Origin of the sequence: Nonomuraea sp. B10E15, from assembly GCF_039871615.1 — a bacterium.
In the GTDB taxonomy this organism is placed as follows: domain Bacteria; phylum Actinomycetota; class Actinomycetes; order Streptosporangiales; family Streptosporangiaceae; genus Nonomuraea.
On record NZ_JBDPMB010000041.1, the window covers coordinates 1 to 19109 of the forward strand.

Here is a 19109-nt window from a genome sequence, read left to right on the forward strand (position 1 = left end):
CTCGCCGTCGGCCTGACCCGCCTCATCGGCTGGACCAACATCACCGCCGCCACCGACCACTACCGCAGCCACCCTGCCGACGGTCTTCAACTACTCGGTCTCACCACGTGAGAACGCTTCAGCCCTGTCTACATAAGAGACATGCCACGAAATGACACTCGCCGCCCTCGCCCCGCCTGGTGGTTCCCCGAGTACGCACCCGTCGGCGTCGATCTCGGCAGCCCGGCCGCCGTCGCCGCGTACGACAGGAACCAGGGCACCGACTCCGCCGCCGACGACGCCCTGCTCGACCGGCTGGGCGTCACGGAGGGCACCCGCCTGGTCGATCTGGCGTGCGGGACCGGCTCGCTCGTCGTGCAGGCGGCCCGGCGCGGGGCGGAGGCGCACGGCGTCGACGTCTCCGAGGAGATGCTGAAGTACGCCCAGGCGCGCGCCGAGCGGTGCGAGGTCGAGCCCCACTGGCACCAGGCGGGCTTCCTCGACTACGCGCACCCGCACGACGCCCCCGCCGACGTGGTCACCACCGGATCGGCGCTCCACCAGCTGCCGGACTTCTGGAAGCAGCAGGCCCTGCGCAACGCGGCCGCGATGCTCCGGCCCGGCGGCACCTTCTACCTGCGGGACGTCATCTTCAGCTTCCCGCCAGAGGCCGCCGACACGCATCTGGGCCGCTGGATCGAGAGTGCGGGGCGCGCCGAGGGCGAGGGGTTCACCAGGGCGGACTTCGAGGCACACGTACGCGAGGAGTTCTCCACGTACACCTGGATCATGGAGGGCCTGCTGGAGCGGGCCGGCTTCGCGATCGTCAGCCACGACTCCGTCAGCCCCACCCACGCGGAGTACCTCTGCCGCGTGGCGAAGTGAGCCCTATACACTTAACCAAGCGCTTGCTACGCTCCGCCCATGACGTCCACGATCGTCTGGGGCACCGGCAACATCGGCCGCGCCGCCATCCGGGCCGTCGAGGCCCACCCGACGCTCAAGCTCGCGGCCGTGCTCGTCCACGACCCCGCCAAAATCGGCCGCGACGCGGGCGACCTCGCCGGACTCGGCCACGATCTGGGCGTCACGGCGACCGGCGACGTCGACGCCGTGCTGGCGGCCCGCCCCAGGGCCGTGGTGTACGCGGCCTCCGGCGACCTCCGGCCCGACGACGCCCTGGCCGACATCGTCAAGGCCGTCCGGGCCGGCGCCGTGGTCGTCACCCCGTCCCTGTACGCCCTCTACGACCAGCGCAACGCCCCGCCGGAGCTGCGCGAGCCCGTGCTGGCCGCCATCGCCGGCGGAGGAGGCTCGCTGTTCGTCTCCGGCGTCGACCCCGGCTGGGGCAACGACGTGCTGCCACTGCTCCTCAGCGGGCTCGCCACCACCGTCGACACGATCCGCTGCCAGGAGATCTTCGACTACTCCACCTACGACCAGCCCGACGCCGTCCGCCACCTGGTCGGCATGGGCCATCCCCTGGACTACGAGCCGCCGATGATCGCGCCCACCGTGCCGTCCATGGTGTGGGGCGGACAGGTACGGCTCATGGCCAGGGCACTCGGCGTCGAGCTCGACGAGATCCGCGAGACCCTGGACCGCCGCCCCCTCGACAGCACGGTGACCACCAGGTCCATGGGCGACTTCGAGGCGGGCACCCAGGGAGCGGTCCGTTTCGAGGTGCAGGGCGTGGTCGACGGCGTGCCCCGCATCGTCGTCGAGCACGTCACCCGCATCCACCCCTCCTGCGCGCCGGACTGGCCGGTCGCGCCCGACGGCGTCGGGGCGCACCGCGTGATCATCGAGGGCCGGCCTCGCATCGAGGTCACGGTCGAGGCCGCCGACGAGGACGGCAACCGCTCCGCCGGCGGCAACGCCACCGCGGCAGGCCGGCTGGTGGGCGCCATCGACTGGCTCGTGGCCGCGGAGCCCGGGCTCTACGACGCGCTCGACGTGCCGCTGCGGCCCGCCCCCGCCGGCAAGCTGGGAAGGAGACGGCCTTGAAGATCGACATTCCGGAGGGCAAGGACGCCATCGAGTACGTGTGGGGCGAGATGGTGCCCGGCATCGGGATGGCCGCCACGAAGTTCTCGCTGGCGGTCTACGCCCACACGACCCTGGGACTGCGCGAGTTCGAGGCCGCGCGGTTGCGGATCGCGCAGCTCAACGGATGCGCCTTCTGCCTCGACTGGCGGACGGAACGGGACGGGGAGAAGGTCGAGGAGTCGTTCGCCGACGCGGTCAGCGAGTGGCGCACCACCGCCGCCTTCGACGAGCGCACCCGCCTGGCCGCCGAGTACGCCGAACGTTACGCCCTCGACCACCACGGCCTCGACGACGCGTTCTGGACGCGGATGACCGCGCACTACAGCCAGCTGGAGATCGTGGAGCTGACCATGTGCCTGGGCTCCTGGCTGGCGTTCGGCCGCCTCAACCACGTCCTCGGGCTCGACACCGTGTGCGCCCTGCCCAGCGGCCGCAACCCCGGCCGATAACCCGCACAGCCCGCCCTCGTTCCACGGGCACCGCTCCTTTCACGCGCACCGCACGACGCGCGCCCCCCACCCCCCGACCAGCGAGAAAGCGGCACCATGAACGAACATCCGCCTGCCCGTGCCAGCGTCTCCCGCCGCGGATTCATCGCCGGGACCGGCTCCGCCCTGGGGCTGGCCGCCCTGGGCGTCCACGCGCGGCCGGCCGCCGCCTCCGCCCCGATCGCCGACGGCGCCCACGTCGCCGTCCTGGTGATCGGCACCGGCTACGGCGGGTCGGTGGCCGCGCTCCGCCTCGCCCAGGCGGGCGTCGACGTGCACATGGTCGAGATGGGCATGGCCTGGGACACCCCGGGCACCGACGGCAAGATCTTCTGCAACACGCGGGAGCCCGACTACCGCTCGTACTGGCTGCGTACCAGGACCAAGGCGCCGCTCAGCAACTTCCTCGGCTTCCCCATCGACCGGGACATTCCCCGCTACACAGGCATTCTGGATGCCGAGGAGTTCGGCGGCATCACGGTCTACCAGGGCCGCGGCGTCGGCGGGGGCTCGCTCGTCAACGGCGGCATGGCGGTCGTGCCCAAACGTGCGAACTTCGCCGCCGTGCTCCCCTCGGTGAACCCCGACGAGATGTACGCCACCTACTATCCGCGGGCCAACGCCGGGCTCGGGGTCGCCACCATCGACCCCGGCTGGTTCGAGTCGGCCGACTGCTACCAGTATTCGCGCGTGGGCCGCAAGCACGCCCAGCGCTCGTCGTTCCCGTTCGTGTTCGTGCCCGACGTGTACGACTGGGAGTACATGGAGCAGGAGGCGGCCGGCACCGTGCCCAGGTCCGCGCTGGCCGGCGAGATCCTCTACGGCAACAACCACGGCAAGAAGTCGCTGCAGCGGACCTATCTCGCCCAGGCCACGGCCACCGGCAGGGTGTCGATCTCCCCGCTGCACCGGGTCACCTCGGTGGCCCCGGGGTCCGGCGGCGCGTACACCGCCGTCATCGAGCAGCTCGACACCGCCGGCGGCGTCACCGCGACCAAGACGGTGACCGCCGACAGGGTGTTCTTCGCCGCCGGCAGCGTCGGCACCAGCAAACTCCTGGTACGGCTGAAGGCCACCGGCGTCCTGCCAGGCCTGAACGGCGAGATCGGCAAGGGCTGGGGCGACAACGGCAACGTCATGTGCGGCCGGGCCAACCACCTCTGGGACCCGACCGGCAGCCTCCAGTCGGCCATCCCCTGCTGCGGCATCGACAACTGGTCGGCCGGGGGCGCGTTCGCGGAGGTCGCGCCGCTGCCCACCGGCATCGAGACGTGGGCGTCGTTCTACCTGTCGATCACCAACAACCCGCACCGCGCGCAGTTCACCTGGAACGCGGCGGCGGGCAGGGTGGAGCTCGACTGGCAGACCGCGTGGAAGCAGCCCTCCATCGACATGGCCAAAACGATCTTCGACAGGATCAACGCCAAGGAGGGGACCATCTACCGTACCGACCTGTTCGGCGTGTACAAGATCTGGGGCGACCACCTCACGTACCACCCGCTCGGGGGCGCGGTCCTGAACAGGGCCACGGACAACTACGGCCGCCTGCACGGGCATCCCGGCCTGTACGTCATCGACGGGGCCCTGATCCCTGGCAACACGACCGTCAACCCGTTCGTCACCATCACCGCGCTCGCCGAGCGCAACATCGAGCGGATCATCGCCGCCGACCTGTGACCGGAGGCCGTCACGTCCGCGGGCGGGCGGCCAACACGTATGCGCGGCCGCCCTCGGTGAACGGCTCGTTCCGGGCCCACGGTCGCACCCCGGACCCGCGCGGCGCCGAGACGGGGGAGACTTTGGACCGGCACGGTTCGAGGGACTCGGGAGGATGCCAGGTGGCCGAGCAAGAAGTGTGGGACCCCTTCGGCACGTTGCGTCGCGCGTTGTGGATCGGGGGTGGCCAGTGGGCCGGCAAGTCGACCGTGGCCCGGATCCTGGCCGCTCGATACGGCGTCACCGCCTACCACTACGACTACCATGACGCCCGCGGCCACAATGATCGCCGCATCGCCCGCCGCGTCGCACTCGGCGAGCCCGTCACCGCACCCGACCCCGACGCCCTGTGGGTCGACCCCACTCCGGAGGACATGGCGAAGGCGACCCTGGCCGGATTTCCCGACCGGTTCGCCTGGGCGCTCGACGACCTGCGCGGGCTCGTCTCCGGGCACCCCGTCATCGCCGAAGGCTGGGGGCTGCGCCCCGAACTGGTCGCGCCGCTCCTCGACTCCCCACGCCGCATGATCGTCATGGTGCCCGCGCCCGGCTTCCGCCGGCACCAGGTGCGTACGCTGCCCCGGGCCGGCGCGCTCGGCCAAGCCGTCAGCGACCCGGCCCGCGCGCAGGCCAACCGCCTCGCCCGGGACCAGCTGGTCGCGGACGACGCCGTCCGCGGCGCCCGCCGGCTCGGCATCCGCGTGCTCCAGGTCGACGGCTCGCGCGACGCCGACGGGGTCGCGGAAATCGTCGCCGAGCATTTCGGCCCGTACCTTCCCAAGATTAACCACTGACGTAACACAAGTGTTATGCCGTACCAGCTTCTGCCATTCTTCGTAATGGTCGGAAATCAGTCATAAAGAGGGAGTTATCGTGCAGCGCTGAAGGCGAAAACCCGCTCTCGCGAACGGCTCGGTAGATACTCTTTGACCCGCGCGGCATTGGGTGGGGCGTTGGCGAGGGAGCCTGCATGCTTGACCAGCGGAATCATCGGATACCTCCGAGGAGACCCCCGCCTTCAGGCGGGGGGGGAATCGGTTTCCAGCGGAGCAGGGCAGGGGAAGGCGATTCGCCGCCAGGCGGACCGCTGTATAGAACACACACACGATTATTAGCTGATCGTGCGGTAGGATGTGAGGCATGGCGCGGATCGTGAAGCGGGCCTACAAGTACCGCTTCTACCCGACCCCCGAGCAAGCCTCCGAGCTTGCCCGGACGTTCGGCTGCGTCCGCCTGGTCTACAACAAAGCTTTGGAAGAACGGACCCGCGCCTACACGCTGGAAGGCCGTCGCGTCTCCTACATGGAGTCCTCGGCCGCCCTCACGGCGTGGAAGCGCAGCGGCGACTATGACTTCCTGTCCGAGGTGTCGTCGGTCCCTCTTCAGCAGGCGCTTCGCCATCTCCAGGCCGCGTTCGCGAACTTCTTCGCCAAGCGCGCCACGTACCCGGCCTTCAAGTCCCGCAAGAAGTCGCGGGCGTCGGCCGAGTACACCCGGTCGGCGTTCCGGTGGCGCCAGGGCCGATTGACGCTGGCGAAGATGGACGCCCCGCTGGCGATCGTATGGTCGCGCCCCCTTCCTGAGGGTGCGGAGCCGTCCACGGTGACCGTCTCGAAGGACGCTGCGGGGCGCTGGTTCGTGTCCCTGCTGGTCGAGGAGGAGATCAGCCCGCTGCCGCCCGCTGCGGGAAACGTGGGGATCGACGCGGGGATCACGGCGCTGGCCACGCTGTCCACCGGCGAGAAGATCGTCAACCCTCGTCACGAGCGCCGCGACCGGCGCAAGCTGGCCAAGGCGCAGCGGGCGCTGGCCCGCAAGGAGAAGGGGTCGGCCAACCGAGCCAAGGCCCGCCTGAAGGTGGCCCGCGTCCACGCCCGCATCACCGACCGTAGAAGGGATCACCTGCACAAGGTCACGACACGGCTTGTTCGCGATAACCAAGTGATCGCCGTGGAAGACCTGACCGTCCGCAACATGGTCAAAAACCATCGTCTGGCCCGCGCCATCTCCGACGCCTCCTGGCGCCAGATGCGCTCCATGCTGGAGTACAAGGCCGCCTGGTACGGGCGCACGCTCGTGGCGGTGGACCGCTGGTTCCCCTCCTCCAGGCTGTGCTCGGCGTGCGGAGCCTTGCGGGACACGATGCCGTTGCACGCCCGCGCATGGCAGTGCGCCTGCGGCGCGGCCCATGACCGGGACATCAACGCGGCCAAGAACGTGCTCGCCGCCGGGCTGGCGGAGAGCTGAAACGCCTGTGGAGCTGGTGTAAGACCCCAACGAGAGTCCTCTCGGACGGGGCAACCGGCGATGAAGCAGGAACCCTCACGGGCGACCGTGGGAATCCCCCTTCTTCAGGAGGGGGAGGATGTCAACGGCAGGATGAACAGCCCGACGCAGATCTCCGTGGTCCAGACGCTGGCCAGGGCCCGCGGCGGCCGGGCCGACCGGGTCGGGCGGCTGGAGGTCGGGCAGTTCTACACCGCGAGCGACGGCATCCCCGAGACACTGGTCCGCACCCCGCAGTGCCTGAGCCACCATCCTGCCGACCCGCTCACCGAACAGGAGATCATGCGGCGCGCTTCCGCCTGAGAGCGCGGGTCAGGTTTCCCTGCGGCTCCCCCTGGCCACGCGAGATCGGCGGCCTTTACGTAGTGAATTCACCGTCAAGCATCCCTGAAATTGCCGGATATGTCCTGGAATATGGCGATATGGGTGCTAGCGTCCGAATTGAGGAATGCGATCAACGGGGGAGGAACAATGACGTTCGACTTCCAGCACGGAGGAGGCTGCGGCCGTCGGCGCCGTTGGTGGCGTCGCCGTCGTTGCCGTCGCAGGCGCTGGTGGGGCGGCTGGGGCGGCCCCTGGTGGGGCGACGACTGGGACTGGTGGTAATCCATCCTCACGAGAGCCGCGGATTGTGGCGATGTCGGTGTGCGGCCTACACCCGTTGGCAAACTGCACCCTCGCCACAATCCGCACCTCGTGTCACATCACCCGCACCTTTTCCGCATTAACACTTACGGAGCATGTTGAGCAGGGCCACCTTCTCGTTCCGCGTCACGAAAAGCCGGTAGTGGCGCTTCACGGTGATCCAGGAAACGGCATAACGGCACCAGTGGGCGCGGCGCTGCGGGCGCCAGCTCTGCGGGCCCTTGGCGCCCTTGGCGATGTTGGCGGAGTGGCTGACCGTGATGAGTTCGGGCCGCTTGAGGTCGTTGGCGAACGCGCGCCTGCGCGCGGGGCTCCACCTGCTCGCCCCCGAACGCCACGCGTACGCCAGCGGCACGACATGGTCGACGTCGACAAGCCGCTCGCTCTTCAGCTTCTTTCCGTCGTACGGGCTGTACCAGACGCCCTTGACCGGATGGCAGGCCGCGTTCTTGCGCACGCGCCGGCCGTCACGGGCCAGAACCGCCTCGCGCGTGCTGCACCTGCCCTTGTGCTTCTCCCATCGCGGCTGGAAGCGGCGGTGGCTGTAGCCGCGGATCGATAAGGGCCTGGACACCTTCAGCTGGGCCAGCATCTTGCGGGCGAGCGCGCCGGCCTCGGCCTGGGATCGTTTGCGAGCATCCGCCGCCGCGTGCGGGGCCGCGAAGACAGCGGTGAGCGGGATGGCCAGCAGGGCCAGCACGACGACGCTGACCGTCCGCGTCAAAAAGATCATGCCTACACCCCTACCAGCACGCCCCCCGGTGGCGGCAGCGATATGCATGAAACCCGGGGGTGAGGCAAGCCTCCCTCCCCGTCACGTTCAACCCGTCCGGGCCCGCTCGCGCGTCGGCGGACCACCGCCGCTGCTACGGAGCGCCGGCGATGGCGCAGGCGCGGCACGGAGGCTGGCCGCAGGTGCACTGCATGATGGCGTCGAGAACGTCGTGGTCGTGGTACAGGCACTGGTCCCTGCAGGTGTGCCGCGGCACGAAGCCCGCCTGGATCTCGTCGGGCCACGGCTCGTGCCCTTCGCGGCAGCGTACGAACCGCTCGGGGTCGGACGCGTGCAACCCCTGCATGCGTGCGCGCGCCTCGCCCTCCAGCGTCCGCGTCTCTTCCACCATGGTGGTGAGCTGGGCGGCGATGGCGGAGTACTGGTCGTCCCCGGTACGCACGTGCGCGGCCCGCAGCGCCATCGCCGCGTTGCTCAGGAATCGTGTGGCGTCCTGAAGGTCGGTGGTGTGGTGCAACTGGATGCCGGTAACGCCTCGGACCCACACGGCGTCGTCTTGCATGGATCAACCTTTCACAGCGCAGAGCGCTCACAACTGTTCAGGGGGATACGCCGAAGGATAACGCGCCTTTTACCGGGCTTTCCGTGGCGGAGCGACCGGGTTGACCTTCTTCGCCATGGTCCGGGGGAGGGAGAAAGGCCGTCCACGCCGGCCGATCCGGCCGCGTAACGCATGCGGTGGCGGACCGCCACCATGCGGAGAAAACTTTGTGCAGTGTTTGCCGCATCATTAAGGAATGGCCCCCGGGCGATATCCCGGAGGCCACCCCCGCACGTCATGGCGGTCAGCTCGTCACGGCGCACTGTCCGCGATCCTGGCTCGCGGGTCCTTTCGCGTTCGGGCGTACGTCGAAGTCGAAGATCGCGGTGGGCAGGTAGAGCGAGCAGCACGCGTTCGGGATGTCGACGATCCCGCTGACCCGCCCCTCGATCGGTGCCGCGCCGAGGAGCAGATAGGCCTGCTCGCCGCTGTAACCCCACCTCTTGAGATACTCCACGGCGTTCAGGCAGGCCCTGCGGTAGGCCACCGTCGCGTCGAGGTAGTAGTTGGTGTCGGTGTCGTGGTCCACCGAGATGCCGATGAACGACAGGAACTCCGAATATCTCGGCTCCACGTTTCCCGGCATGAAGAGCGGATTGGTGGTGACCCCGTACTTCTCCATGCCGCCCTTGATGAGGTCGACGTGGAAGTCGATGTAACCTCCCATCTCGATCGCGCCGCAGAAGGTGATCTCCCCGTCGCCCTGGCTGAAGTGCAGGTCACCTCCCGACAGCTTGGCGTCGCGCACGTGGACCGGGTAGAAGACCCGGGCTCCACGGGTGAAGTTCTTGATGTCGTGGTTGCCGCCGTTCTCCCTGGCGGGCACGGTACGCGCTCCTTCGGCGGCGATCCGCTGGGCCGCGTCGCCGGTCGCCGTGCCGGCGACCACGTTGTCGGTCAGCGGTGGCAGGCCGAGTGGCGGAACGCGCTGCGGGTCGGTGTCGATGAGCGTCTGCTCCCGGCGGTTCCAGCTGCTCAGCAGGTCGGCCGATGGCGCCGTACCGAAGAGTCCCGGGTGGGTGATGCCGGTGAAGCGAACCCCCGGCAGGTGGCGGGAGGTCGCGACCTGGCCGTGGAAATCCCAGATCGCCTTGTAGGCGTCGGGGAAGTAGTCGGTCAGGAATCCGCCGCCGTTCGCCTTGGCGAAGACGCCGGTGTACCCCCATCCCTGTCCTGGCGCCTCCCCTACCTGCTGGGGAACCGGGCCGAGGTCGAGGATGTCGACGACGAGCAGGTCTCCGGGTTCGGCGCCCTCCACCCCGATGGGCCCGCTCAGCATGTGCGCCAAGCTCAGGTCGACATCGCGTACGTCGTTCGCGGAGTCGTTGTTGCCGATCTGGGCGTCGGTCCATTCCCGGCATTCCATCCGGAACTCGTCTCCGGGACGTACCATCTCCGCCACCGGAATGTCTGGGTGCCAGCGGTTGTGTCCCGGGACCTCCTGGTCGCGCATCGGCTTCGACTGGTCGATCTTGTAGATTACCTTCGGCATGATGCATGCCTTTCTTCTCGCGGATGGCTCCTTCCTGGCTGGGCGTGGGCCTCACCTCTCTTCCGCCTCGGCGGGCTCCGTCAGGTCCATCGCGGGCGGTGCCGGCGCTCGCCGTCCGGTCTCGACGGCTCCTCCGCCTCCTCGGGCGCCGCGGCGGCTGGCTCCCCGTGCCGCGTCAGCGGCCACAGGACGGCGAACACCACCACGCCGAACACGGCGAGGATGATCGCGAAGAGCCTGGTGTCGCGCCAGTAGCCGGCCAGGGTCATGTAGGCGGGGATCGCCGCCGTGACCCAGCCCTGGATGGCCGTGACCCAGCCGGTGTACCTGGTGATCCGCGTACGTTTCAGCCCGAGCAGCACGAAGAACAGCGCCCACAGGAACGACCAGTAGAGCCAGATGACGCCGAAGGCGGGATCGCCGAGAATCCGGAAGTTGGCGAAGGAATAGCCGAGCGCCATGACGGCCACGAAGAGCGAGAAATAGCCGACTCCCGTGCTGTCGAAGCCGCCGAGCAGGTTGATGCCGACATAGAGATAGGTGAATCCGAACAGGTAGATGCCCGACGCGCCGAGCACCACGGGCACGTCGGTGGGATTGAGGATGACCAGCACGGTGGGCGTGATCACCTGCAGTGCTCCGACGAACAGGTTGAACACGCCGGCCGCTCTCGGTTCGACCTTTCCCAGGAGCATCAGACCGTTGAGGAAAAGTACCGCCCCCACGTAGAGCAGTCCGACGGCTCCCATCACCGACACCTCCTCGTGTCAGTACGGGTGGTCGCGCTCGCCGGACGCCACGCCGCCGGCGAACGCAACGTTTGCTGGCTGTTTCAAGGCCGAGGAAGGCGCGACAGTGCCGGGTGCTGTGGCGGTTGCCACCGTCGTACCGAAGGCACGCGCGTGACCACCTCGGGCGCTTCCCTGCTCTGCTCCTCTCGGGTCAGGGCGGCGGACGCCGCCGGGGAAAGCCGGGTGAGGTTCGGGACGGTGAAGAATCGGCGGGCCGGAGCGCGGCACACCGGACACTCGCGGACCGCCTCGGCGGTCCCTATCGGCAGGCGCACCTCGAATTGCCCGCAATCCAGACAGCGGTACGCGTACGTTGCCATGGACATCCCCGTAAAAGATCGGGATTGTTTTCACGGCACCACACCGCATGCGGCGTTATGCCGATATCTCCAGAAAACCTCTAGAAGATTAGCCGTGTCAAGGTCCACGCCCCGGCCCTGCACGGACAAAAAAGGCCTTGTTCGCGCACGGCACGCCATTTATCTCTATGCAGAAAAATGGCCGCCTATTAGGACGGCCATGACGATATCCAGACGCACGCCGTGCGGCTAGAGCTTGCCGAGCGCGCGGGCGAGGACGGTGGCGGTCTTCGCGATGGTCTTGTTGTCCGTGGCGAGACCCTTGGTGCGGTTGGTGTAGATCGACATGATGAGGGGAGCGGCGCCCTTCCTGGGCCAGATGACGGCGATGTCGTTCCCGCCGCCGAACCCGTCGGAGTTGGTGCCGGTCTTGTCCGCGACCGTCCAGGTCTTGGGCAGGCCGGCGCGGATGCGCTCGCCGCCGGTCTTGTTCGCGAGCAGCCAGGCGAGGAGCTGCTGGCGGTCCTTGGCGTGCAACGCCCGCCCCACCGTGAGCGCGCGCAGGTCGCGGCCGATGGCCGCGGGCGTCGTGGTGTCGCGCTTCTCCTCGGGGGTCCAGTCGTTGAGCTCGGGGTGCCAGCGGTCCATGCGCGAGGTCGAGTCCTTCAGCGAACGGAAGTACCTCGTCAGCCCCTTCGGCCCGCCGATCTGCTTGAGCAGCAGGTTGGACGCGGTGCCGTCACTCATGGTGACGGCCGCCTCGCACAGCCGGGAGACGGTCAGGCCGTCCTTGACGTGCTTCTCCGTGACCGGCGAGTTGGGCTTCATGTCGGCGGCCGTCCACCTGATGAGCCGGTTCATCAGGCCGGGGTCGGAGGTGCGGGCCTTCTGCAGCACGGCCGCGCAGAGGGGCGCCTTGAAGGTGGACAACATCGGGAAGCGCTCGCCCGCCCGGTACGTCACGGTCCTGCCCGTGGCCGTGTCGAGCGCGTACGCGCCGATCCTGCCCTTGAACGCCGCCTCCAGCTCGCGCAGCTCCTTCCTGGCCAGAGCCGCGCCGGGAACCGCCGCCGACGGCGCCGCCCCGGTCGCCGGCACGGTCGCCGGCACGGTCGCCGGCGCGGCCGAAGCCGGGCTTCCGCCGGCGACCACAAGGGAGGCCGCCAGGGCGCAGGCGGGCAGGGCGGCCACGATCCCGCGGGCGCGTACGAGTCGCATGTCGAATCCTCCGCTTGCCGGCTGTCAGCGAGAAGGAGCCAAGCAGATGCGATCACGCCATGTCTAATAGCGATACCGATCACCGGGCGATATCGGCTTCGATATGCGGCCAGGTCAGGCCGGGCCCTCTACCGCAGGTCCCTCCTTGGGGCCGAGCACGCTGGACAGGAACGCCCTGGTGCGCTCCTGGCCCGGAGCGGCCAGGAGCTCGCCGGGCCGGCCCCGCTCGACGGCCACGCCCCCGTCGAAGAAGGTCAGCCAGTCGCCGACCTCCCTGGCGAAGGCGATCTCGTGGGTCACCACGACCATCGTCATCCCGTCGGCGGCCAGCCCTTTCATGACCTCCAGAACCTCGTCCACCAGTTCCGGGTCCAGAGCGGACGTCGGCTCGTCGAACAACATCAGCGCCGGATTCATCGCCAGCGCCCTGGCGATGGCCACCCTCTGCTGCTGGCCGCCCGAGAGCTGGTGGGGTCGCTTGTGCGCGTGGTCGGCCAGTCCCACCCGCTCCAGGTGCTCCATCGCCAGCCCCCGTGCCCTGTCCGCCGGGCTGCCCAGCACGTGGACGGGCCCGCAGGCCACGTTCTCCAGCGCGCTCTGGTGGGCGAACAGGTTGAAGCGCTGGAACACCATGCCGATGTTCCGCCGGAAGGCGGCGAACTCCTTGGGCGTCCAGGGGTGGTACCTGCCGTCGCGCAGGGTGTGGCCCACCTCCTCCCCGAGCACCCGCAGGCTCCCGCCCAGCACCGGCTCGAGACCGTTGACGCAGCGCAGGAACGTGGACTTGCCCGAGCCCGACGGGCCGATGACACAGCTCACCTCGCCCGCGGACACGGTGAAGTCCACGCCGTTGAGCACCTGCACGTCGCCGTAGCTCATCCGGACGCCGGCGGCCTGCACGACCTGCGTCCCCGGCGCGGTCACGCCGTCGCCTTCGGCAGGACCCTGGCCGCCAGGCCGCCGCCGCGCACGAGACGTACGGCGTCGGAACCGAACCGGCGCTCCAGCCTCCCCTGCAGGAAGGTCGCCACGGCGGTCATCAGCATGTACCACAGGCTCGCCACGATCAGCAGCTCCATGATCAGGTTGTTGGCCTTGTAGATCTGGCTGGCGTTGGTCATCAGGTCGTGCCCCGCGACCACGTACACCAGCGACGTGGTCTTCAGCATGGAGATGAACTCGTTGCCCGTCGGCGGGATGATGATGCGCAGCGCCTGCGGGAGCACGATGACCCGCATCCGCTTGCCGGGGGTCATGCCCAGCGCGTACGCCGCCTCCGTCTGCCCCTTGTCGACGGCCTGGATGCCGGCGCGCACGGTCTCGGCGAAATAGGCCGCCAGGTTCAGCCCCAGGCCCAGCATGGCGGAGGTGAAGCCGGTCATCACCTCGTTGGTGTCCCACTTGAGGCCGATCATGGTGAACGGGATCTTGAGCACCAGCTCGGGGAACAGGTAGGCCAGGTTGTACCAGAAGATGAGCTGCACCAGGACGGGCGTGCCGCGGAAGAACCAGATGTACCCGCCGGCCAGCCCGCTCAGCACCGGGTTGTACGACAGCCGCATGATCGCGATCAGCACGCCAAGCACCAGCCCGAGAGCCGTGGCCACCACCGAGATCTCGATGGTGACCCAGACCCCGGCCAGGATGCGGTCGTCGAGCAGGTATTCGGCGACCTTGCTCCAGTCGAGGCGAGGGTTGACGACGACCAGGTAGGCCAGCCAGCCCGCGACCGCCAGCGCGGCGGCGGCGCCCACCCAGCGGCCCCAGTGCAGGGTGCGCGCGACGGGGACGGGGGTCCCCGTCTCGTCGAGGATCGGCTCGGTCCGCACGGTCACTTACCGCCGTTGACCGTGGCGGACTCGACGGCCAGCTTCTCCAGGTTCCACGCCTTGAGCACCTTGCCGTACTCGCCGCTCTGGATGAGGGAGTTGAGCGCGCCCTTGACGGAGTCGATCAGCTCCTTGTCGTCCGGCTTCATGCCGATGCCCCACAGGCTCTCCGTGCCTTCGAGCGCGATCCCCTCCACCCCGAGCTTGGGGTCGGCGGCCTTGTAGGTCGTCACCACGTAGTCGGTGATGCTGGCCTGCGCCCGACCGCCGCCGACCTGGAGCAGGGCCTCCTGGTCACCGGGGAACTTCAGGATGGTCAGGCCGCCCTTGCCGGCCTTCTCGCAGTCGGCGTCGTACTGTTCGGCCAGCGCGAGCGACGAGCCGTTGTCGACGACGGAGACCGTCTTGCCGCACAGGTCGTCAGGCCCCGAGATGCCCGCCGGGTTGCCCTTCTTCACCAGGAGTCCCGCGCCCGCCCGCACGTAGTCGACGAACGAGAGCTTGCCCTGGCGTTCGGCGTTGTCGGTCATCGAGGAGATGACGAAGTCGTAGCGGCCGGTGAGCACGCCGGGGATCTGCGAGTTGAACTCCTCGTCGGTGATGGTCACCTTGACGCCGAGCTTCCTCGCGATGGCCCGGGTCAGCGAGGGGTCGAGCCCGATCGCGGTCTTGCCGTCGGAGGCGTACAGCTCCATCGGCGGGTAGCCGAGGGAGGAGACGACCTTCAGCCCGTCGGTCTTCAGCCGGGCGGGCACCTTGGCGGCGAGCGCCTGGTCCGGGTTGATCGCGTTGATCACGTCGGCCGCCTTGTCCTCGGCGGGGGCCTGGTCGAGCACGACGGGCGCGGCCGACTGCTCGGCCTGCGGGCCCGAGTCGAGGGGCTCGGCGCCGCAGGCCGTGGCGGCGGCGAGCAGCGCACCGGCAGCGAGCAACGTACGGATCCGGGTGTTCACTGGGGGGTTCTCCTTCAGCTTCGCTGCCAGCGGACTTCGCCGCCGACGACGGTGGTCATGACCTTGGTGCGCAGCACCGCGTCCGGCGACTCCCGGTAGGGGTCGGTGTCCACCGCGATGAAGTCGGCGAGCTTGCCGGGCGCGAGGGTGCCCTTGCGCTCTTCCTCGCCCGCCGCGTAGGCCGCGCCCAGGGTGTGCGCGGTGATGGCCTCGGCCATGCTCAGCCGCTGCTCGGGCTGCCAGCCGCCAGGAGGCGTGCCATCGGGGCGGGTACGGGTGGCGGCGGCGTGGAGCGCGGCGAACGGGTTGGGGTGCTCCACGGGGGCGTCGGAGCCGAAGGCCAGGGCGACGCCCACGTTCAGCATCCCGCGCCAGGCGTAGGACGCCACCCCGTGACCGGCCAGCAGGGAGTCGACCAGGTCGATGTCGCTGGTGCAGTGCACGGGCTGCATGGAGGCGGCGATGCCCAGCCGGGCCATCCTCGCCAGGTCGCCGGGCCGCAGGTGCTGGGCGTGCTCGATGCGGTGCCGCAGGCCTGGCGTGCGGCCGATGGCCTCGTAGGCGTCGATGACGAGGCGGTTGGCCCGGTCGCCGATCGCGTGCGTGGCCACCGCGATGCCGGCGCCCGCAGCCCTGCCGAACAACTTGACGAGGTCGTCGTACGGCGTGACCGCGATGCCGGCGTTGCCCTGATCGCCGGCGAAGGGTTCGCTCATGTGACAGGTGTGCGAGCCGAGCGCGCCGTCGCTGAAGATCTTCACGGGCCCGGTGCGGATCCAGTCGTCGCCCTGCCCGGTGCGGCGCCCCTCCTCGATGGCGGCCTCCAGGTGGGTCGCCGGGATCGCCTTGTGCACGCGCAGCTTCAGCCGGCCCGTCTCGCGCAGCTCCAGGTAGGCCGCCAGGCAGTCCTCGCCGTCGATGTCGTGCACGCTGGTCAGGCCGAGCCCGAGCAGCTCCTCCTGGGCGGCGCGGAGCCGGTCGGTCAGGTCGGCGGAGACCATGAGGTGGCGCAGCGGGTACGACGCCGACTCGCGCAGGATGCCGGTCGGCTCCCCGTCGGCGTCCCTGACGATCTCGCCACCCACCGGGTCGGGGGTGCCGGCGTCGATGCCGACCAGGCGAAGGGCCGCGGAGTTGGCCCAGACCGTGTGGCCGTCGACGCTGGGCAGCGCGACCGGCAGTCCGGGGCAGACCGAGTCCAGGGCGTACCTGTCCGGCTGGGCGGGCGGGTCCCAGGTGTTGCTGTTCCAGCGGCCGCCGAACAACCAGGCGCCCGGTCGCAGGCGGGCGGCGTGCGCGGCCACCCTGGCCAGGGCCTCGTCCAGGGAGCGCACGTCGCGCAGGTCGACCGCGTCGAGGCTCAGGGCGTACTGGGCGGTGTGGATGTGGGCGTCGTAGAGGCCGGGCAGGACGGCGGCGCCCTCCAGGTCGATCAGCTCCGCGTCCGGCCCTGCGGCCCCGCGCACGTCCGCCTCGCTGCCGACGGCCAGCAACGTCTGGCCCTTCACGGCCATGGCCTGGGCCAACGGGTTCTCGCCGGCTCCGGTGTGGATGGCGGCGTTGCGGTACACGCGGATGCTCATGGGACTCTCAGCGGCTCGGAAATGTGATGGGCCTCACTGTAGGAGTAGCTAAATGCAGGTGGAAGTGCTACAAACACGACATTTAGCGCTTCTGAGGGTAAGGGTTGCTGATGCTGAAGCCGGAGCACCTGCGCACTCTCCGTGAGGTCGTGCAGCGGGGATCGTTCGCGGCCGCCGCCAACCGGCTCGGGTACACCCCCTCCGCCGTCTCCCAGCAGATGGCCGCCCTGGAGCGGGAGATGGGCGTGACGCTGTTCGAGCGCTTCGCCCACAGCGTGCTGCCCACCAGCGCAGCCGAGGTGCTGGCCAGGCACGCGGAGGTCGTGCTCATCGACATCGAGCGCATGATCTCCACCGTCCAGGAGGTGCACAGGAACAGCGAGCGGCAGATCCGCCTGGGAATCTTCCCGAGCTTCGCCGACGTGCTGACCGGCGTCCTGCGCGACATGGAGCCCGCCGACCGGGCCGCGATCCGGCTCTCCGTGGCCGAACCCTCACAACTCATCCCGCGCCTGGGCGCGGGCGGCGAACTGGACGCCGCCATCGTCTACCAGGTGGGCAACTCCGGCCTGTCGTGGCCGTCATCGCTGGGCCGGCGGTGGGTCGCCGAGGACCGCTACAAGGTCGTCCTGCCGCGCGGCTGGCCCGACCTGGCGCCGTACCGGGTGGAGCAGTTCGTCGACCTGCCGTGGATCGTGCACCATCCGGCGAGCAGCGACGCGTCCTTCTTCGACGGCGTGTTCGCGCGCTGGCGGCTGCACCCGAGGGTGGCCTGCCACTCCGACGACTTCAAGATCACACTGGCCATGGCCGAGTCGGGGCTGGGCGCGGCGCTCGTCCCCGACCTCGCGCTGCGCGATCATGGCCGGGACCTCGTGGTCGCCGACGTGCCATGGTTGAACACCAGCCGCAGCATCTTCACCCTCGTCCGCCCCGACCGCGAGAGCGCCCGCCTGCAGTCACTCCTGGACGCGCTGGCCGTCTGACCGCCCCCCGCCGGAGCGCCGCTCGCTCGCCGGCCGCCCGGGGTCCTCGATCGCAAGCCGTCCGCCGGACGGCGCTGCTGACAGACCGTAGCCGCGCGATCATGCGGATGTTATCTTGCGCGGATGAGATGGGTACGCCTCGCGCCCGCCGTGGTCGTCGGGATGCTGGTCACCTCCTGCGCGGACGGCCCGCCACCGGCCACCCCGGCGACCGCCTCCCCCGCCCCCGCGACCACCACCGCCGGCCCGTCCCCTTCCGGATCAGCGGGGACGCCGAAGGTGACACGGGACGTACAGAACGCTTTCCGGGCCGCGATGGACGCGCACCCGGGCGCGGACAAACTAGACAGGTGCACCCGGCGCACCCCCCTGAGCAGCAAGACCTGCGGCAAAGCGCTCGCGGCGGCGGTCAAGGTCGCCACCGGCACCGCGCGCCGGCTGCGCAAGCAGAACCCGGAATATGCCGACCTGCTCTACGGCGCGGTGCTCCTCACCGCCAGGGACATGCAGCAGATGCTCACGCGGATGCGCGACCCGATCCCCTGCTACGGGCTCAGCGACGCGCCGCAACCACCGCCGCCGCTGCGTGCCGAGGCACAGGAGATCTGCGCCGAGGCCGCCGACATCACCAAGTCGACGTGGCGGATCTTTCTCGCGCAGGTCGAACGCTGACGTGCCGCGTACCCGCCGGCGAACGTCCCGCGCGTCACCCCGCGAGATCCCCCGGAGTCAGGCCCGCCCTCCCGCTCCCCAGAACAGCGGCCCAGAGGTCGGGTGGACCGTGATGCGCCACCCGATCCGCTCGAGCTGCCGTTCGAGGTCCGCCGGACGGTGCGGGACCTTGACGATCCGGTAGGCGGTCCCGTCCATGAGCCGGCGCTGGATGGTCACGGACTGCTCGCCCTCGATCAGCTCGTCGGCGGTCCGGTAACTGTCGTCGACGAAGAACACCCGCCCGTCCGGCTTCAGGCAGTCGGCCACCAGCGACCAGAAGGACACGAAGCGCTCCGGCGGAACGTGCGACAGCCAGAACCCGAAGAAGACGACGTCGTAACGGCGCTCCGGACGCCAGCGGAACAGGTCGGCCGCCACGAACCGCACCCGATCGTCCCCGCCCACCCGCGTCGAGGCGATGGCGAGCATTTCCCGGGACGCGTCGACGGCGGTGACGTCTGTGGCGTGCCGGAGCAGCTGGGCGGTCCATGTGCCGGGGCCGCAGGCGAGTTCGAGCACGCTGCCCACCGGCCCGAACGCGTCAAGCGCCGCCGGCAGCTCGGAGGCTCCGGGGAAGGGGAGAGCGTGGCGTTCGTACTCCGGGGCCACCGCACCGTAGTAGACGGCCTGTTCGTCGAGCAGCTCTTGCAGGTTTCCACCATCAGTCGATCCCATGGATCAACCATCACAAAGCATCCCGCCGGCGGCAACAAGGGCCGCGCCGAAACCTCGTTGAGCCGTTGCCCG

At 69.5% G+C, this 19109-nt stretch carries 18 protein-coding genes and 1 pseudogene; 9 read left to right on the forward strand and 10 right to left on the reverse strand.

Annotated features, from left to right (window positions below):
• The first annotated feature begins 141 nt into the window (after positions 1-141).
• The 7 genes and pseudogenes from ABGB14_RS48495 (at position 142) to ABGB14_RS48525 (ending at position 6821) form a co-directional block, all read left to right on the forward strand.
• A complete protein-coding gene (locus ABGB14_RS48495) occupies positions 142-864 on the forward strand; it encodes a class I SAM-dependent methyltransferase (RefSeq protein ID WP_347650664.1) in 723 nt (240 codons plus the stop codon).
• Positions 865-903: 39 nt separating this feature from the next.
• Positions 904-1986 (forward strand): dihydrodipicolinate reductase, encoded by a 1083-nt coding sequence (locus tag ABGB14_RS48500; RefSeq protein ID WP_347650665.1) that lies wholly within the window; start codon positions 904-906, stop codon positions 1984-1986.
• Positions 1983-2477, forward strand: a complete 495-nt coding sequence (locus ABGB14_RS48505; RefSeq protein WP_347650666.1) for a carboxymuconolactone decarboxylase family protein — start codon at positions 1983-1985, stop codon at positions 2475-2477. The genes ABGB14_RS48500 and ABGB14_RS48505 overlap by 4 nt, the downstream gene beginning before the upstream one ends.
• A gap of 96 nt (positions 2478-2573) precedes the next feature.
• Positions 2574-4193 carry a GMC oxidoreductase gene (locus tag ABGB14_RS48510; protein WP_347650667.1) on the forward strand — a complete coding sequence of 540 codons (1620 nt, stop codon included), beginning with the start codon at positions 2574-2576 and terminating at the stop codon, positions 4191-4193.
• Between the two features lie 161 nt (positions 4194-4354).
• Positions 4355-5026: a hypothetical protein gene (locus tag ABGB14_RS48515; RefSeq protein WP_347650668.1), complete on the forward strand. Its 672-nt coding sequence runs from the start codon at positions 4355-4357 to the stop codon at positions 5024-5026.
• A gap of 346 nt (positions 5027-5372) precedes the next feature.
• A pseudogene (locus tag ABGB14_RS48520) lies at positions 5373-6551 on the forward strand (RNA-guided endonuclease TnpB family protein); the annotation flags it as partial.
• A gap of 60 nt (positions 6552-6611) precedes the next feature.
• Entirely contained in the window at positions 6612-6821 is a 210-nt protein-coding gene (locus ABGB14_RS48525; protein ID WP_347650705.1) for a hypothetical protein, read from the forward strand.
• Positions 6822-7242: 421 nt separating this feature from the next.
• Here the strand turns inward: ABGB14_RS48525 and ABGB14_RS48530 are convergent, their stop codons facing one another.
• From ABGB14_RS48530 to ABGB14_RS48570, 9 genes are all read right to left on the reverse strand, one after another.
• Positions 7243-7896, reverse strand: coding sequence for an HNH endonuclease family protein (locus ABGB14_RS48530; protein ID WP_347650669.1), 654 nt, complete (start codon positions 7894-7896; stop codon positions 7243-7245).
• A gap of 133 nt (positions 7897-8029) precedes the next feature.
• Positions 8030-8458, reverse strand: coding sequence for a hypothetical protein (locus ABGB14_RS48535; protein ID WP_347650670.1), 429 nt, complete (start codon positions 8456-8458; stop codon positions 8030-8032).
• Positions 8459-8741: 283 nt separating this feature from the next.
• A complete protein-coding gene (gene fmdA, locus ABGB14_RS48540; protein ID WP_347650671.1) occupies positions 8742-9989 on the reverse strand; it encodes a formamidase in 1248 nt (415 codons plus the stop codon).
• Between the two features lie 80 nt (positions 9990-10069).
• Complete coding sequence (locus ABGB14_RS48545; RefSeq protein ID WP_347650672.1) at positions 10070-10738, reverse strand: AmiS/UreI family transporter; 669 nt, start codon at positions 10736-10738, stop codon at positions 10070-10072.
• Positions 10739-11328: 590 nt separating this feature from the next.
• Positions 11329-12297: a class A beta-lactamase gene (gene bla, locus ABGB14_RS48550; protein WP_347650673.1), complete on the reverse strand. Its 969-nt coding sequence runs from the start codon at positions 12295-12297 to the stop codon at positions 11329-11331.
• Positions 12298-12411: 114 nt separating this feature from the next.
• On the reverse strand, positions 12412-13176 hold the full coding sequence (locus ABGB14_RS48555) for an amino acid ABC transporter ATP-binding protein (protein WP_347650703.1): 765 nt from the start codon (positions 13174-13176) through the stop codon (positions 12412-12414).
• A 41-nt stretch (positions 13177-13217) separates the two neighbouring features.
• Complete coding sequence (locus ABGB14_RS48560; RefSeq protein ID WP_347650674.1) at positions 13218-14132, reverse strand: amino acid ABC transporter permease; 915 nt, start codon at positions 14130-14132, stop codon at positions 13218-13220.
• Positions 14129-15079 carry an ABC transporter substrate-binding protein gene (locus ABGB14_RS48565; protein ID WP_347650675.1) on the reverse strand — a complete coding sequence of 317 codons (951 nt, stop codon included), beginning with the start codon at positions 15077-15079 and terminating at the stop codon, positions 14129-14131. The genes ABGB14_RS48560 and ABGB14_RS48565 overlap by 4 nt, the downstream gene beginning before the upstream one ends.
• A 14-nt stretch (positions 15080-15093) precedes the next feature.
• Positions 15094-16662: an amidohydrolase gene (locus ABGB14_RS48570; protein WP_347650676.1), complete on the reverse strand. Its 1569-nt coding sequence runs from the start codon at positions 16660-16662 to the stop codon at positions 15094-15096.
• Between the two features lie 110 nt (positions 16663-16772).
• Between ABGB14_RS48570 and ABGB14_RS48575 the strand changes: the two genes are divergently transcribed.
• Both ABGB14_RS48575 and ABGB14_RS48580 read left to right on the forward strand, forming a co-directional pair.
• On the forward strand, positions 16773-17648 hold the full coding sequence (locus ABGB14_RS48575) for a LysR family transcriptional regulator (protein WP_347650677.1): 876 nt from the start codon (positions 16773-16775) through the stop codon (positions 17646-17648).
• A 123-nt stretch (positions 17649-17771) separates the two neighbouring features.
• Entirely contained in the window at positions 17772-18320 is a 549-nt protein-coding gene (locus ABGB14_RS48580) for a hypothetical protein (protein WP_347650678.1), read from the forward strand.
• Between the two features lie 57 nt (positions 18321-18377).
• Here the strand turns inward: ABGB14_RS48580 and ABGB14_RS48585 are convergent, their stop codons facing one another.
• On the reverse strand, positions 18378-19037 hold the full coding sequence (locus tag ABGB14_RS48585; RefSeq protein WP_347650679.1) for a class I SAM-dependent methyltransferase: 660 nt from the start codon (positions 19035-19037) through the stop codon (positions 18378-18380).
• Between the last annotated feature and the right edge of the window lie 72 nt (positions 19038-19109).